We start from the raw sequence: 14,141 nt of genomic DNA on the forward strand, positions 1-14,141 counted from the left end.
CTAGGGGGTGTACCCCGCGGTGGCCTCGGCGATCGTGGAGTGGATGGTGAACGTCCCTGTCGCGCCGGTGGCATCGAGGACGCGGCGGACCGCGGCGCTGGGAGAGACCAGGACCAGGGGCACACCGTGGGAACGCGTGGTCTCCCGCAGGGCCAGCAGGAGGTTGAGGCCGTCGGCGGTGAACAGTTCCACCGCGTCCAGGTCGACCGCCAGCAGCACCGGGCCGTATCGCAGTGCCTCGTTCAGGGCCTGATCGCCGATGGCCCGGGTGCCGGCGTGCAGATCACCGGACAGGACGCACACGACGGCGTCGCCGACGCGCACGGTGTCGGTCTTCAGCTCCGGAGCGGACATCGGAAGATCGGCTGGGGTGCTGGTCATGGCCGCCTCCTCGCCCTGCCTGCGGCGCTCGCCGCTGCCCTGCGGGACTCAGTGCCAGGGGTGTCTCCACCGTACGCCCCCGGGTGGGGGCGACCTTCCTGCCGCCCGGCCGGTGCGTCCCCCCGTTCCGTGCCGGCGGCGTGCCCGGCGAGGCCCGCCATCGTGCGCAGGTACCCGCTGTGGGCCCCGCTGGCTTCGGCCGGCAGACGCCTGGCCCGGACCCGGCCACCGGCGTGTGCGGGCCGGGCGGTCGGGCAGGTGCCTGCCATGACACGGCGCTCCGCGCGGTTTCGCGGCGCGACGCGCGTGAGTCCTCTTCAGGGCCGCGTCGCCGTAGTCACCGTCGCCGCCCGCGGTATCGGCGCGTGCACCGCCCACGCCCTGTCCCGGCGCGGCGCCCGGCGGCGCAGCGGCCGACACCCAGCCCCTCGCGGGACAGGGCCGCGACACCACCTGATCCACGCCACACGGGCAGGTGCGGGGAAGCACTCGTCGACTTTCGCCACGCGGACCGGGGAGCCGGGCCGGGCCGGGCCGGGCCGGGCCGGGCCGGGCCGGGCCGGGCCGGGAGACGGTTCCCCGGTACCGCGGGTGTGGGAGGGTGGAGGGGATGGACCGTTCTGGTTCCGTCGCTCGAGGCTCCGCCGTCGTGCGCGGGCGGGCAGCGGCAGTGTGGTGCTGTGGTGGCTTTGAACGCCGGACATGAACACGCCGCCCCGGGGCGGCCCGTGTTCCCCGCAGCAGCTGCTGTCCGCTTCCAGCGCTGGTACCCCGCAGAAGGGGGAGCCCGTCGTGAAGCCCTACGCGGTCAAGGTGCACCGCTACGGTTCCGTGGCGGTCGTGACGCTGTGCGTGTCCGAGGACCGCGCCGAGGGCGAGGTGTGCCTCGAACGCCTGACGCAGGTGCTGGCGGGCATCGGTGCCGGCGCCTCCCATCTGGTCCTGGACCTCGACTGCGCCCCGTACCCGGCTCCTGCGGACGCCCTGGCCGCGGTCGACGCGTGGGCGGCCGGACGGGAGATCGCCGTGGTGGCCCTCGCCTCTTCCCACCGTCCCGCAGGCCGCCGTCCCGGGGATCCGGCGCTGCGCGCGGCCCCGGCCGGCTTCACCCGCCGTGACCGCTCCGCCGGGGCGGGGGACGAGGCGGCGCCGCTGCGGCGGATGCGCCGCATCCTCGGGATACGGGCTTTGACGTACCAGGCGGCGGGCATCCGCCGGGCCCGCCACCCACAACACCCCTGCTCGTAAAGGCTCCGCGGCGCACGGTCTCGCGGCACGTCAGCGGGTTGGGGATGGGTGAGAATGGAAGGCGGGCGACCGCGGGAGGTGAGGACGGCGTGGGGGACCTTTCGGAGTTCGAGGGGGACGCAGGTCCGCCGTTCGGCGCGGAGGACCTCAAGCGGTTGTCGCGGGCGCTGGCGGAGTCGCTGGCGAGTACCTCCGGCATCGACACTCCGGCCGCGCTGTGCCGGGCGTGCGTGGACCTCCTGGACGTCACCGGTGCCTCGGTGTCCCTGGGCGGCGACAACACCGCCCAGACCTTGTGGTGGTCCAGCGATCCGGTGGCGGGACGCCTGGCCGAAGCCCAGTACACCCTCGGGGACGGTCCCTGCCAGAGCGCCCTGGCCCTGGCGGCGCCCGTCCTCGTCGCGGACCTGACGAGCGGCACCGACGCACGGCGCTGGCCGGTCTTCGCCCAGCAGGCCGTGGCACTGGGGGTCCGGGCGGTGTTCTCCCTCCCGCTGGGGACCGCCGGCCTGGCGGTGGGGACGCTCGATCTCTACCGCGACCGCCCCGGCCCCCTCTCCGAACGGGACCGGTCCTTCGCCTTCCCCGCTGCCGACGCCATCACCACCGCGCTGCTCGCCCTCCAGGCCCAGGAGCCACCGGGCGAGGAGGCGGCGTGGCTGGACGCGGCGGAGAGCGACCACGAGGAAGTCCACCAGGCCACCGGAATGATCATGGTGTATCTGGGCCTGGACGCCCCCCAGGCCCTGGCCCGGCTCCGGGCCCACGCCTTCACCCTGGGACAGAGCGTCACCGAGGCGGCACGCGACGTCCTCGCCGGGAGGGTCAGGTTCGATGAGTAGGTACCCCCGGCACGGCCGGACCGGAGCACAGAAGACGGTGACAGAGATGAACCGCGAGCAGGCGATCACCGAGGCGTTCGTCAGCCTCACCGACACCGTCGCCGACGACGTGGACCCGCTCACGCTCCTGCGCCGCCTGGTCGACCACTGCGTAGACCTGACCGGGATGGACGCGGCCGGTGTGACGCTCGCCGACGCGCGCGCGGCCACCTGCAGTCGGCGGCCGTCACCGAGGAGCGCGTCGAGGTGACCGAGATGTTCCAGGCCCAGGCCTCCGAAGGCCCCTGCATCGACTCCTGCACCACCGGCGACCCGGTGCACGCCGAGGACTTGGCGCGTGAGGACCGCTGGCCCGTCTTCACCCCGCTGGCCCGGGCCGCCGGTTACGCGGCCGCGCACAGCTTCCCCCTGCGGCTGCGCGGACAGAGCATCGGCGCCCTCAACCTCCTGGCCCGCACCCCCACCCCCCTCACGCCCGATGACGGGCATCTGCTGAAGGCACTCACCGGCACGGCCACGACGTCCGTGCTGACGTGGAGCCGTGACCCCTTGCGGCCCTACGACATCGTCACCCGTACCCAGGCGGCCCTCTCCGCGAAATCCGTCCTCGACATCGCCGCCGGCATGCTCGCCGCCAGCGCCCCCCTCACGCCCGTCGAAGGCGGACAGCGGCTGCGGGCCCACGCCGCCGCCCCGACGTCGGCGGCCCGCCGACGTCGCCGAAGACCTCGTGCGGCGGCGCCTCACCCCGAGCGCCGTCCTCGCCCCGGCGGGCGGGGCGTTCGGCGCCTGATGACCTTCACACAGGGCCCGTGCCCGGGAGCCCGGGGCTGGATCCGTTGCGCGCCGGGTCCTGGCCGGGGCCTGGAGGGCGGGTGGAGTCGGGCGGGATGCCCGGTAGGGGCCGTTCGGGTGCTTCTTCGTTTTGTGGGTAGTCTGATATGTAGCCGTTGGCGATACCCGCGCTGCCGCGTCCCCCCCGGGAGGGGGCGCTTCCGGTACGGACCTCCCCGACGTGCGGCCCGTCTGCCGCACACTTCTTTCCCGTTCGCGGAAAGGGAGGGCCCGGACCGATGTGGGACGGTAGCCATGATCGCGTACCCCGAGCACAGGATCACTCTCAGGCATCGGGCCGGAACCGGGCCGGTCCTGGCGGATGTGGAGTGTGTGAACGAGCCGGATCACACGGTCCTCGTCAGCCCGCACGGCGAGTTCGACATGGACACCTGTCATCTGCTGCGTGAGGTCCTGGCGGCCGCGGCCTGCTCCGCGCGGCGGACGATCGTGGACCTGAACGGTGTCGCCTTCGCCGACTGCGCCTTGCTGCACGTCCTGCTCGACGCGCGGGCCACCCATCACCTGATACTGGCCGGCCCGCTGAACCACCAGGTCGAGACCCTGTTCGCCCAGACCGCCACCTCCTGCCTGTTCACCTTCGCGCGTGACGCACGGGCGGCCCGCCGGGCCCCCTGCCGCGCGCGCGGGACGACGGCAGTCGCCCATCCCCGGGGCGGCCGTTGCGGACGAGCGTCGACCTGGCCGCGGCCGGAGCGCTGAGCGTCGACCGTGCCTTCGTGGCCGGTGGCGGGAGCCGGAGCGTCGGGTGCGGTCCCCTCTTCGTCCGTGGTCGCTGAACTCGGCCGGTGGCACCGCGCATTGCCGGTGCGAGGCAGGTCGGCGGCGGGAGGGTCATGCCGGGGCGAGGCAGGTCGGCCGCGGGAGGGTCATGCCGGGGCGAGGGCGGGGCGGAGGGTGAAGAGGTCGCGCGTGGCGGTGAGTTCGAGGACGTTCTCGCCCTGGTCGGGGACGCCGGCGAGTTCGAGGGTCCATTCCTCGTCGATGGCGCGGGCCCGCAGGGCGAGGAGGAGGTGGAGGGCGCTGGTGCCCATGAAGGAGACGTGGGCGAGTTCGAGGACCAGTGTCCGGCCGGGCAGTACGAGCCGGTGCAGGACGGTGGTCAGGAGGGAGCAGGTCTCGTAGTCGATGTCACCGCTCACAAAGACGTGGATGCGTTCCGGCTGTTCGGTGACGTCCACGGCGAAGTCTTTGAGGCCCATGGTGATCCACCGTTCTCGAGAGCCCGTCACGGCCCGCCCTCGTGGCGGGGGCAGGGCCGTCAAGCGTGCGACCGGCTGCCGCGCACGGCCGGGCGCGTGGGCCACCGCCGGGCGGCCATCAGGTTGCGGGGCCCACCGGGCCGGGGTCGGTTCATGGCGCCTACCCCGGCGGTGTTGCCGCAATCCGGTGTGCGGGCCGTCGCGCACAAGGGTGCGGTCCGAGCGGCTTGGCTGCCGCCAGCCGGGGTACGCGCCGGGATGAAATAACCAAATCGCACCTAACGGTGAAAGATGCACAGAAGGGGATTCTGATCATGGAAGCCCAGGAGACCACCCCCTCGGACCGGAGCCCCGGTCCGCTCGGCGAGGGCGTGCGGACGTGCCGTCCGGCCGTCGTACGCCCGGTACGGGCCGACGGCACCGGTAGTGGGGCGCCGACGGCGCCGGCCGGAGCACCGGCGGACTGGAACATCATCCGCGGCGAGGACTAGGCCCCGGCATGCCCTCCGCCCCGGCCTCCCCCGCCACCGCACCGCACGCCGGCGGCCTGCCGCACCACCCGCCCGGCAGGATCCGCGTCGCTTCCGTGCCCGCAGGGCACGTCTACGTCCGGCACGTGCACGCGGCGGACGGATCCGACGGGGTCGTGCTGCTGCCGGACCCGCGCCCCAACGGCGCTCCGAGCACCTCCCAGCGCTGGTGGCCCCCGGTGATGCTGGACCCCGCCTGGGTCCGCGACCACCACGACGACTTCGACGTCTACCACCTCCACTTCGGCTTCGACGCCCAGAGTCCGCGCCAACTGGCCGAGCTCGTCGGCGAACTGCGACGGCACGGCAAGCCCCTGGTGCAGACCGTCCACGACCTGCGCAACCCCCACCACCTGGACCGCGGCGCCCACGACGCCGCACTCGACGTGCTGGTCCCGGCCGCCGACAGCCTGATCACCCTCACCCCCGGCGCGGCGGCCGAGATCACGGCCCGCTGGGACCGCACCGTGCACGTCCTGCCCCATCCCCACGTGGTGGAGGAGCCGCAGCTGTCCGGTCCGCGGGTACCGCGCAGCGAGTTCGTCATCGGGGTGCACGCCAAGAGCCTGCGCCCCAACATGGCGCCCCTGCCGGTGATCCGGGCGCTGGCGGCGATCGCGGCGCGGCTGCCCGGGACACGGCTGCGGGTGGACATCCACACCGACACGCACGACCCCGGTGCCCGCGGGCACGCGCCCGAGGTGGTGGCGGGGCTCGCCGACCTGGCGGCCCGGGGAGCCGTGGACCTGCGCGTGCACGACTACTTCGACGACGACGCCCTGTGGGAGTACCTGAGCTCGTTGGACCTCTCGGTGCTCCCGTACACCTTCGGCACCCACTCGGGCTGGCTGGAGGCCTGCTACGACCTGGGCACGGCGGTGGCCGTACCGGACTGCGGCTACTACGCCGAGCAACGCCCCTGCCACCTCTACCGGCACGGTCCCGACGGCCTGGACGTACGGTCCCTGGAGACGGCCGTGCGTCAGGCCCACGCCCACCGTCCGGCGCCGCGCGCCGACCCGCGGGCGCGGGCGGGCGAACGCGAAGCCCTCGCCGCGGCACACCGCGCGCTCTACGAACGCTGCCTGTCGTGATCCGCCCGCTGCGCATCGCCCTCATCGCCTCGGCGCGCTTCCCCATCCGGGAGCCGTTCGCCGGCGGTCTGGAGGCCCATACCTGGGCGCTCGCCTCGGCGCTGCGCCGGCGGGGCCACCGCATCTCCCTGTTCGCGGCCCCCGGATCCGATCCGGAGCTGGGTGTGCACGAACTCGCCGTGCACACCCCGCAGCTGAGCCAGGCCGCACGGGCGGACCTGAGCATGACCGACCCGTCCGCGATGGAGGAACACCACGCCTACCTGCGGCTGATGCTCGACCTCGCGCACGGCGACGGCGGTCCGGCGTTCGACCTCGTGCACAACAACAGCCTGCACTACCTTCCCGTCGCCATGGCCCCGGCGGTTCCCGCGCCCGTGATCACCACCCTGCACACTCCGCCCACCCCTTGGCTGCAGTCCGCGATCCAGGTCGACCCGGCCGGCTCGGGCGTCTTCACGGCCGTCAGTGCCCACACGGCGCGCTCCTGGCAGCCGCTGGTGCGCTCAGCCCGGGTCGTGCACAACGGGATCGACCTGCGGCGCTGGCCGGCCGGTCCCGGCGGCGGCGATCTGGTGTGGTCGGGGCGGATCGTGCCCGAGAAGGGCCCCGACCTGGCCATCGCCGCCGCCGTCGAGGCGGGGCTGCCGTTGACGCTGGCGGGACCCGTCGCCGACCGGCGCTACTTCCGCGATCTCGTCGCCCCTCGGCTCGGCGGCCGGATCCGCTACGCGGGCCACCTGGACCGCACCGGGCTGGCGGCCCTCGTCGGCTCGGCCCGCGCCACCCTGGTCACCCCCTGCTGGGACGAACCGTACGGCCTGGTCGTCGCCGAGTCCCTGTCCTGCGGCACACCGGTCGTCGGCTTCGACCGCGGCGCCCTGTCCGAGATCCTCACCCCCGACTGCGGCCGGCTCGTCACCTGCCCCGACGTGTCGGCCCTGGCCTCGGCAGTCGTCGAGACGGTGGCGCTCAGTCGTCGCGCCTGCCGGGAGCGGGCCGAAGGGTTCTGCTCCCTGGGACACATGACCGACCGCTACGAGGGCCTGTACGAGGAGCTGCTGCCGTGATCGGCTACTACGTCCACCACCAGGGGCTGGGCCATCTCCACCGTGCGCTGTGCATCGCCCGGCACGCCCGCAGCCCGGTCACCGGCCTGTCCAGCCTCGACCCGCCCCCGGAGTGGCCGGGGCCGTGGATCCGCCTGCCGCTGGACACCGGCGGGCACGCCGCCGTGGACCCCTGTGCGCAGGGCCGGCTGCACTGGGCGCCGCTCCAGCACGACGGGTACGCGGACCGCATGGCCGCCCTCGCCGGGTGGCTGGGGCGGGCCCGGCCCTCGCTCGTGGTCAGCGACGTCTCCGTCGAAGTGGCCTGCCTCGCCCGGCTGATGGGGGTACCGGTGGTCGTGGCGGCCATGCGCGGGCAGCGTCTGGACGCCGCGCACCGGCTCGGCCACGACATCGCGCTGCGTCTGCTCGCCCCCTGGCCGGCAAGCCTGCCCGAACCCGGCTGGCCCTCGCGCTGGTACGACAAGACCGTCTACGCTTCCGCGTTCTCCCGGGCCGACGGCAGGGTCCCCACGCCGCCCCCGCAGGACGGGACCCGCCGGGTGCTGCTCATGCTGGGAGCGGGCGGCAGCGGCATCACCGGCGACCAGGTACGGGCCGCGCGGGCCGCGACGCCCGACTGGCGGTGGGACCTGCTCGGCGGGCCGGGGGGCGCCTGGTCGGCGGACCCGTGGCCGCGGATCTGTGCCGCCGACGTGGTCGTCACCCACGGGGGTCAGAACGCCGTCGCGGAGTGCGCGGCCGCCCGCCGGCCCGCCGTCGTCCTGCCGCAGGAACGCCCTTACGGCGAACAGCACGCCACCGGAAGGGCCCTGCGCGAGGCCGGGCTGGCCGTGGTGCGCGGCCGCTGGCCCGAGCCGGCCCAGTGGCCGGGCGTTCTGGACGAGGCGGCGGCCCTCGACGGTGCCGCATGGGCCCGGTGGGCCCCCGGCGACGGCGCCGTGCGCGCGGCCCGGGCCCTCGACCTCCTGGCCGGGACCGGGGAGGCGTCATGAGCCGCGAGAGGTCCGCCGACACCGCGCCCGCCCCGGAGAGGTCCGCCGACACCGCGCCCGCCTCACGGGTGGTTGCGCCCGCCTCACGGGTGGCTGCGCCCGCCTCACGGGTGGCGGTGATCACTCTTGTGGCGGGCCGTCACCGGCACCTGGCCCTCCAGCGGTCGGCGCTCTCGCAGGCCGGCCCGGCCGGCCGGTTGCCGGACGTCTACGTGGTGGTCACGATGGGCGATCCGGTCGCCGGGGCCATCGCCGCCCGCGGCAGCCCGGCGGCTGCCGTGGTGCCCCTGGCCGTGCCGCAGGACGGCCGCTTGCCGCTGGCCGCCGCCCGCAACGCGGGAGCGCGCCGGGCCCTCGCCCTCGGTGCGGACGTCCTGGTCTTCCTCGACGTCGACTGCGTGCCCGGCGCCGAGACCGTGGCGCGCTACGCGGGGGCGGCCGCCGACGGGATCCTGCTGTGCGGGACGGTCGCCTACCTGCCTCCCCCGCCCTCCGGCGGGTACCGGCTCGCCGACCTGCCGATGCTGGCCGACCCGCACCCGGGGCGGCCCGCGCCGGAACCGGGCCGGTTGCAGCCCGGGGGCGATCCGGACCTGTTCTGGTCGCTCTCCTTCGCGCTCACCGCGGCCACGTGGCGGCGTATCGGCGGCTTCTGCGAGGAGTACACCGGCTACGGGGGCGAGGACACCGACTTCGCCCGCCTGGCTCACCGTGCCGGGGTGGACCTGTGCTGGCTCGGCGGAGCGCCGGTGTACCACCAGTACCACCCGGTGGAGAGTCCGCCGGTCCGGCATCTCGACGACATCCTGCGCAACGGCGCGCTCTTCCGGCGGCGTTGGGGGCGCTGGCCCATGGAGGGCTGGCTGCGGTCGTTCGCCGAGCTGGGGCTCGTCCGCTTCGACAGCGCGACCGGTGCCTGGGCGGCGACCGGCCCTGCGGTGCGCACGTCCGGCGCGCGCGGCGCGGACTCCCCGGAACGGCCTTGACGGAATGCGCACGCTCGGAGACTCTGCGTAGACGGACGCCGGGGGCGCCCGGGGACGACGGGGGGACCGATCATGCCGCTCACCACCGACCTGGCCGAGGCGCTCAAGCTGCCCTCGGGCAGCGCCAACCAGCTGGCCTTCCTGGGCCGGCTGTGGCACGCGTACGTCTGGCTGGAGACGGACTCGACCACGGCCACCGACGCCCGGAGCAGGATCTGCGACGCGATCAACGGCCAGCTGACCACTGCGAAGATCAAGATCACCCGGGGCTTCCAGGCCTACGACCCGGTGGTCCGCCGGGGCCGGCCCAAGCGGTACGTCGCCCTGGCCGAGACGCTGTCCTCCCCCACCGACGGGGGGCAGGGACAGGCCGCGGCCGTCATCGAGTGGATCAAGGGCAACCGCACGCTGGCGACGCTGGAGGAAGCCGCGCAGGAGTTCGTCGTCATCACGCACTTCGCCGAACTCGGCCGCGGTTACAGCTCGGAACTGGACTCCCTGTACAAGCGGCTGGCCGAGATCGCCGACACCGGCTCGGCGGTGAAGTCCCGGGCCCTGTGGGGCAACCTGGCCACCAAGTGGTCACCGGTCCTGACCTACAAGGAGGACACCAGCACCGACTGGACCCCGGGGGCGGAGAAGGCGGAGAAGACCGACAGCGACTCGGAGATGTCCACCGACTGACGCGCGCCCCGGCCCAGGCCCCGGCCCCGGCCGCTGCTGCCCGTCGCCCGGCGGCGGCGGTCGGCGGAGGCGGTCGGCGCCCTGCGGGCCTTTCCGTGAGGGGCGAGACTGGAGGGTGGGTCTCGCCCCTCACGGGAGGTTCCATGACCGCGACATTCCTGTACGACGCGAATCTGAGACTCGAGGTCGATTCCCCGGAATGGTCCCGTTTCCTCGAAGACCACGGCATTCACACCGCCGGCTACCACGGTGACATGGCGCCGCTGACCAAGCAGCTTCAGCACCACATGGCGACGTTCTCGTACCTGCCCGTCCTCAACTACTTCTACCTGCGCGCCGACCCCGTGTACGAGCCGATCGCCAGCGCCGTCTACGCGGCGGACGGCACCACCGGCATCCCGAGCCTGCTCGTCGTCCCCGCGGGCAGTGAGGTCACCGGGGCGGGCGACCTTCGCGGCAAGCGGCTGGCCATAGCGCACCGCTTCTGCACGACGAGCTTCCTCGCGCCGCTGCTGATGGTGCACGAGCTGGGGGGCCGGATCGACGAGTTCTTCGGCGAGCTCGTCGTGACGCCGCCCTACGAGGGGCAGTTGGAAGCGGTGGTGACGGGCGCGGCGGACGCGACGTTCATCCAGGAGGACGTGTGGCTGAAGGATCCGGCCAACGCGGGGAGAACGCGTGCGATCGCCCGGAGGGACCACCTGCCGACGCCCCTGTTCATCGCCGGTGAACAGGCTCCGCCTCGACTGCGCTCGGCGGTCCGGGACTTCGTGCTGAACCACCGGTCGGCGGAGGGGGAATCCGTGCTGTTCTCCGGATTCGCCCCGTACGACGCCGCTGTGGTGGAGGAGACCCTCCGGATCACCGAGGAGGCGCTCGCCTGACCGCGCTCGGCCGGCTCGGCAGGGACGGACGGGCCGTCGGCTCAGGAGTCGAGCACGGCGGCGACCGCTTCGATCTCCACGAGCTGGCCGTCGTAGCCGAGCACGGTGACGCCCATCAAGGTGCTGGGCACGTCATGGTCACCGAACGCGTCCCGGACGACCCTCCACGCCGCCACCAGGTCCTCCCGCCGGTGGGAGGCGACGAGCACACGGGTGCTGATGACGTCGTGCAGTGACGCGCCCGCGTCCCTCAGGGCGGTACGCATGTTCTCCACGGCCCTGGCCGCCTGCCCCGCGACGTCCCCGATCGCCGCGGTGGAGCCGTCCTCTTTCAGCGGACATGCTCCGGCCAGGAAGATCAGCCGCGCCTCGGCGGGCGCGGTGGCGGCGTAGGCGTACTCCGCGACGTCGGACAGGGAGGCGGAGCGGATCAGCGTGACAGCACGCGGCACGGGCTTTCCTTCCGCAGCGGTTCGGTTCCGGGCACTGAGGGCCTCCTCGACTGAGGACTTTCTCAGAGGCCGACTCCGCGTTCGACGCGTTTTCCCGGTCAGAAGGGCTCGGCGGCCCGCAGGAGGTACTGCGGCAGGTAGGGGGACTCGACGCGGACGGCCCAGCCGCGGCGGCGGGCGTGACAGGCCAGCGCGAGGACGTCGAGGTCGACGGAGACCTCGGGGCCGTCGGCACGGTCGGCGACCTCGTAGTGGGCGCGGTGGGCTTCGAGCGCGTCGGCCAGGGCCAGGTTGAAGCTCTCCTCGTCGCCTTCCACGAGCTGCGCCAGCAGCACGGCCGGCGGCATCGCGAAGCCCCAGTCCTTGGCCCTCTCCGCCTCCTGCAGCGCCCGCTGCGCGGCCGCTTCGGGCTCGGCGTCCTTGAGGTAGGCGTGGAGTGCTCGGCGGTACGCGGCGAACGCGGAGCCGTCCGGGCCGGCGACGGTGGGGCCGGTGAGCACCAGGGGGGCGAGGTCCTCGCGCACGCCGGTGATCAGGGCGAAGGCGACGGCCGTCTGCCAGTACCCGGGGCCGGCCTCCCTCCCCCGGCTGGCCGGGTAGCGCAGGGTGCGGCCGCCGACGGACACCTCGGCCTCGGTGCCGGGCTCGGCCAGCGCGATGCGGAACAGGGCCGCGCCGGCCTGGGAGGCCAGCCGGAGCGTGGCGAGCTGCGCGTCCTCGATGTCGCCGCTCGATCCCCTCCCGCTCGCAGGACGGCCGCTCCACCACCAGCGGGCCCGCGGCGAGCGCGGCGACGGCGTCGGGCCGCCGGCCCCGGCCGAACCCGGCGACGCGCGGTCCCCGCGTCTCGAAGCCGGTGACCAGCGCGTGCGGGAGGTAGTCGCTGCGGACGGCCGGGGCCCAGCCCAGCGTCCGGTACGCGAGCGCGGCGAAGGCGATGGGGACGAGCGGGAGAAAGCTGCTCGGGGTGGCCCCGGGGCCGTGCAGGCCAGCTTCCCAAGCTTGCCATCCAAAGAGCGGCCAACACACAGGACACGGCTGGCGCTGGCTATAGATCGCCGTGATCTTGTTGGGGTTAATACCCGCCTCAAGCTCAGGAAGTGAGCACACATGCTCGGCTTCCGCGGCCACTTCTCCACCAAGTCCCGCTGCTACTCCATCACCCTCGGCCAGCTGCGCGACGCCCGCCGCGCCTGGCGCACCGAACAGGCGCGCGCCCACGCCGGCCTGCCCCTCCCTCGACCCGACCGCCACCCTCGTCATCGGCCACTGGACCTACCACGGATCGGGCTACAGCCCCGGCGCCGGACTCCTCGCCGCCGCCGTCTGGCACAGACGAGAGCTGGAACGACAGTTCGCTGCAGAAGGCGGCTGCTGATGGCCACGCACCAGCCCATTCAGCTCCATCACGGGCCGGGCGCGACGCAGGACCTGCTGACCGTCCCCCAGGTGATGGCCCGACTCCAGCTCAGCCGCTCTGCTGTCTACGACCTGCTCCGGACCCAGCAGCTTGCCTCGATCACCCTCGGCCGAGCCCGCCGCATCCCCGTCCACGCCCTCACCGACTTCATCCGCGCCCGACTCGACCAGGAAGCCGTCTAATGACCACGCCCCGCGACGCCACCCCCTTACGCCGAGTCCGTACCAACGGCGACGGGACCGTCTACGAGCGCAAAGATGGCCGCTGGGAAGCTGCTGGCTACGTCCTCGCCCCAGGCAATGCCCGCAGGCGCGTCCGCGTCTACGGCACCACCCGCACGGAAGCCCTGTTCAAGCTCACCGAGAAGATCGTCGCCAGCAACCGCGGCGTCCCCGTCCCGTCCGCAGCGGGCAGCGTGGCCGCGTTCCTGACGTACTGGCTGGAGAACGTCGCCGTCCACCACCTCCGCGAGAACACCCACACCCGCTACACCGTCTGCGTCAACCGATACCTCATCCCCGGCCTGGGCAAGAAGAAGCTCGCCAAGCTCACTGCCAAGGACGTCCGAACCTGGCTCAACCAGCTGCGCACCAACTGCCAGTGCTGCACGCGCGACATCGACGCCCGGCGCGACCAGCCCCACTGCTGCGCCGCTGACGAAGCCCGGCAGTTCCTCACCGCCGCCCAGAACCACCGGCTGCACGCGCTGCCGAACTCGCCCTCCACACTGGACTCCGCAAGAGCGAGCTCCTCGGCCTGCGCTGGACAGACCTCGACCTCGACGAGGGCACCGCCGCAATCCGCCGCAGGCGGGCTCACCACGCTGCCCACCAAGACCCGGGCTTCCGAGCGCCGCATCGCCCTCCCCACCCGCTGCCTCCAGTCACTGAAGCTCCACCACGAACAGCAGAAACGCGAGCATGAGGCCGCGGGCAGCATGTGGCAGCCCGACGGGCAGGTGTTCACCACCGCGCAGGGCCGACCGATCGACCCGACCAACCTCACCCACGCATTCACCACGCTCCTCCGCACGGCCGGCCTCCGCCGCATCCGCTTCCACGGCCTCCGGCACTCCACCGCGACCCTGCTCCTGGAACAGGGCGTCGAACTCGTCGTGATCAAGGAACTCCTCGGCCACGCCCACATCGGCGTCACCGCAACCGTCTACGCCCACGTCCGACTCCGCCTCCAGCGCAACGGCCCGACAGGTGCCGAGGCAGCCAGTGTCGCCGACCATGAACTGCCACCCTGTGCTGCTCCCGTCCGTTGACGTTGCCGTCAACTACTGCCGTCACCCCACGCAGAAGCCCCGCCAGGAGTCACCTGGCGAGGCTTCTGTTTGCTCGTGTTACAGCGCGATCGGCGCTCTACTACCGCTTCCAGACGAAGCTTTGCGGCAGCACGCCGTCCTCCCATAGTCGGTCGAGCCTAGTGAAGAGCCTTGGCAGGCTCGTGTCGAACTGTTCCCACGCCGCCGGATCCAACTCCCGCCATGGAT

16 protein-coding genes and 3 pseudogenes are annotated in these 14,141 nt (G+C 73.3%); 15 read left to right on the plus strand and 4 right to left on the minus strand.

Going from position 1 to position 14,141, the window contains the following annotated elements; translation table 11 throughout:
- Window positions 1-381, minus strand: a complete 381-nt coding sequence (locus tag AC2RP6_RS00005) for an STAS domain-containing protein (RefSeq protein WP_486444241.1) — start codon at window positions 379-381, stop codon at window positions 1-3.
- 702 nt (window positions 382-1,083) lie between these two features.
- Between AC2RP6_RS00005 and AC2RP6_RS00010 the strand changes: the two genes are divergently transcribed.
- From AC2RP6_RS00010 to AC2RP6_RS00030, 5 genes and pseudogenes are all read left to right on the plus strand, one after another.
- Window positions 1,084-1,629, plus strand: a complete 546-nt coding sequence (locus tag AC2RP6_RS00010) for a hypothetical protein (protein ID WP_486444242.1) — start codon at window positions 1,084-1,086, stop codon at window positions 1,627-1,629.
- 89 nt (window positions 1,630-1,718) lie between these two features.
- Complete coding sequence (locus AC2RP6_RS00015) at window positions 1,719-2,471, plus strand: GAF and ANTAR domain-containing protein (RefSeq protein WP_486444243.1); 753 nt, start codon at window positions 1,719-1,721, stop codon at window positions 2,469-2,471.
- A 46-nt stretch (window positions 2,472-2,517) separates the two neighbouring features.
- Window positions 2,518-2,721, plus strand: a complete 204-nt coding sequence (locus tag AC2RP6_RS00020) for a hypothetical protein (RefSeq protein WP_486444244.1) — start codon at window positions 2,518-2,520, stop codon at window positions 2,719-2,721.
- A gap of 5 nt (window positions 2,722-2,726) precedes the next feature.
- Window positions 2,727-2,969 (plus strand): annotated as a pseudogene (locus tag AC2RP6_RS00025) (GAF domain-containing protein); the annotation flags it as partial.
- Between the two features lie 669 nt (window positions 2,970-3,638).
- Complete coding sequence (locus AC2RP6_RS00030) at window positions 3,639-4,028, plus strand: STAS domain-containing protein (RefSeq protein WP_486444352.1); 390 nt, start codon at window positions 3,639-3,641, stop codon at window positions 4,026-4,028.
- A 167-nt stretch (window positions 4,029-4,195) separates the two neighbouring features.
- Here AC2RP6_RS00030 and AC2RP6_RS00035 read toward each other — a convergent pair whose 3' ends face one another.
- Window positions 4,196-4,528 (minus strand): STAS domain-containing protein, encoded by a 333-nt coding sequence (locus AC2RP6_RS00035; protein ID WP_486444245.1) that lies wholly within the window; start codon window positions 4,526-4,528, stop codon window positions 4,196-4,198.
- A 314-nt stretch (window positions 4,529-4,842) separates the two neighbouring features.
- Here AC2RP6_RS00035 and AC2RP6_RS00040 point away from each other — a divergent pair, with 314 nt between their 5' ends.
- The 7 genes from AC2RP6_RS00040 to AC2RP6_RS00070 all read left to right on the plus strand — a co-directional run bounded on the left by AC2RP6_RS00040 (window position 4,843) and on the right by AC2RP6_RS00070 (window position 10,771).
- Entirely contained in the window at window positions 4,843-5,019 is a 177-nt protein-coding gene (locus tag AC2RP6_RS00040; protein ID WP_486444246.1) for a hypothetical protein, read from the plus strand.
- Between the two features lie 8 nt (window positions 5,020-5,027).
- On the plus strand, window positions 5,028-6,152 hold the full coding sequence (locus AC2RP6_RS00045; RefSeq protein WP_486444247.1) for a glycosyltransferase family protein: 1,125 nt from the start codon (window positions 5,028-5,030) through the stop codon (window positions 6,150-6,152).
- Window positions 6,149-7,222 (plus strand): glycosyltransferase family 4 protein, encoded by a 1,074-nt coding sequence (locus tag AC2RP6_RS00050; RefSeq protein WP_486444248.1) that lies wholly within the window; start codon window positions 6,149-6,151, stop codon window positions 7,220-7,222. Before AC2RP6_RS00045 ends, AC2RP6_RS00050 begins: the two co-directional genes overlap by 4 nt.
- Window positions 7,219-8,217 (plus strand): glycosyltransferase, encoded by a 999-nt coding sequence (locus tag AC2RP6_RS00055; protein WP_486444249.1) that lies wholly within the window; start codon window positions 7,219-7,221, stop codon window positions 8,215-8,217. Before AC2RP6_RS00050 ends, AC2RP6_RS00055 begins: the two co-directional genes overlap by 4 nt.
- Window positions 8,214-9,203: a glycosyltransferase family 2 protein gene (locus AC2RP6_RS00060; protein WP_486444250.1), complete on the plus strand. Its 990-nt coding sequence runs from the start codon at window positions 8,214-8,216 to the stop codon at window positions 9,201-9,203. Before AC2RP6_RS00055 ends, AC2RP6_RS00060 begins: the two co-directional genes overlap by 4 nt.
- A 72-nt stretch (window positions 9,204-9,275) precedes the next feature.
- The gene (locus AC2RP6_RS00065) at window positions 9,276-9,887 is read left to right on the plus strand and encodes a hypothetical protein (protein WP_486444251.1); all 612 of its coding nucleotides are present in this window, start codon (window positions 9,276-9,278) and stop codon (window positions 9,885-9,887) included.
- A gap of 143 nt (window positions 9,888-10,030) precedes the next feature.
- Window positions 10,031-10,771, plus strand: coding sequence for a phosphate/phosphite/phosphonate ABC transporter substrate-binding protein (locus AC2RP6_RS00070; RefSeq protein ID WP_486444252.1), 741 nt, complete (start codon window positions 10,031-10,033; stop codon window positions 10,769-10,771).
- A gap of 41 nt (window positions 10,772-10,812) precedes the next feature.
- Here AC2RP6_RS00070 and AC2RP6_RS00075 read toward each other — a convergent pair whose 3' ends face one another.
- Both AC2RP6_RS00075 and AC2RP6_RS00080 read right to left on the minus strand, forming a co-directional pair.
- Window positions 10,813-11,223 (minus strand): RidA family protein, encoded by a 411-nt coding sequence (locus AC2RP6_RS00075; RefSeq protein ID WP_486444253.1) that lies wholly within the window; start codon window positions 11,221-11,223, stop codon window positions 10,813-10,815.
- Between the two features lie 98 nt (window positions 11,224-11,321).
- The gene (locus tag AC2RP6_RS00080; protein ID WP_486444254.1) at window positions 11,322-12,335 is read right to left on the minus strand and encodes an immunity 49 family protein; all 1,014 of its coding nucleotides are present in this window, start codon (window positions 12,333-12,335) and stop codon (window positions 11,322-11,324) included.
- Here AC2RP6_RS00080 and AC2RP6_RS00085 point away from each other — a divergent pair.
- From AC2RP6_RS00085 to AC2RP6_RS00095, 3 genes and pseudogenes are all read left to right on the plus strand, one after another.
- Window positions 12,328-12,601, plus strand: a pseudogene (locus AC2RP6_RS00085) (replication initiator); the annotation flags it as partial. The gene AC2RP6_RS00080 and the pseudogene AC2RP6_RS00085 overlap by 8 nt on opposite strands.
- The gene (locus AC2RP6_RS00090; RefSeq protein WP_486444255.1) at window positions 12,601-12,825 is read left to right on the plus strand and encodes a helix-turn-helix domain-containing protein; all 225 of its coding nucleotides are present in this window, start codon (window positions 12,601-12,603) and stop codon (window positions 12,823-12,825) included. The pseudogene AC2RP6_RS00085 and the gene AC2RP6_RS00090, both read left to right, overlap by 1 nt.
- Window positions 12,825-13,913 (plus strand): annotated as a pseudogene (locus tag AC2RP6_RS00095) (tyrosine-type recombinase/integrase). Before AC2RP6_RS00090 ends, AC2RP6_RS00095 begins: the two are co-directional and overlap by 1 nt.
- Window positions 13,914-14,141: the final 228 nt, after the last annotated feature.

Source organism: Streptomyces sp. WAC03905, assembly GCF_057371075.1.

Coding starts and splice junctions, on each gene's coding strand:
- AC2RP6_RS00005 (WP_486444241.1), bottom strand. CDS start 381: ATGACCAGCACCCCAGCCGATCTTCCGATGTCCGCTCCGGAGCTGAAG.
- AC2RP6_RS00010 (WP_486444242.1), top strand. CDS start 1,084: ATGAACACGCCGCCCCGGGGCGGCCCGTGTTCCCCGCAGCAGCTGCTG.
- AC2RP6_RS00020 (WP_486444244.1), top strand. CDS start 2,518: ATGAACCGCGAGCAGGCGATCACCGAGGCGTTCGTCAGCCTCACCGAC.
- AC2RP6_RS00035 (WP_486444245.1), bottom strand. CDS start 4,528: ATGGGCCTCAAAGACTTCGCCGTGGACGTCACCGAACAGCCGGAACGC.
- AC2RP6_RS00040 (WP_486444246.1), top strand. CDS start 4,843: ATGGAAGCCCAGGAGACCACCCCCTCGGACCGGAGCCCCGGTCCGCTC.
- AC2RP6_RS00045 (WP_486444247.1), top strand. CDS start 5,028: ATGCCCTCCGCCCCGGCCTCCCCCGCCACCGCACCGCACGCCGGCGGC.
- AC2RP6_RS00060 (WP_486444250.1), top strand. CDS start 8,214: ATGAGCCGCGAGAGGTCCGCCGACACCGCGCCCGCCCCGGAGAGGTCC.
- AC2RP6_RS00065 (WP_486444251.1), top strand. CDS start 9,276: ATGCCGCTCACCACCGACCTGGCCGAGGCGCTCAAGCTGCCCTCGGGC.
- AC2RP6_RS00070 (WP_486444252.1), top strand. CDS start 10,031: ATGACCGCGACATTCCTGTACGACGCGAATCTGAGACTCGAGGTCGAT.
- AC2RP6_RS00080 (WP_486444254.1), bottom strand. CDS start 12,335: ATGTGTGCTCACTTCCTGAGCTTGAGGCGGGTATTAACCCCAACAAGA.
- AC2RP6_RS00090 (WP_486444255.1), top strand. CDS start 12,601: ATGGCCACGCACCAGCCCATTCAGCTCCATCACGGGCCGGGCGCGACG.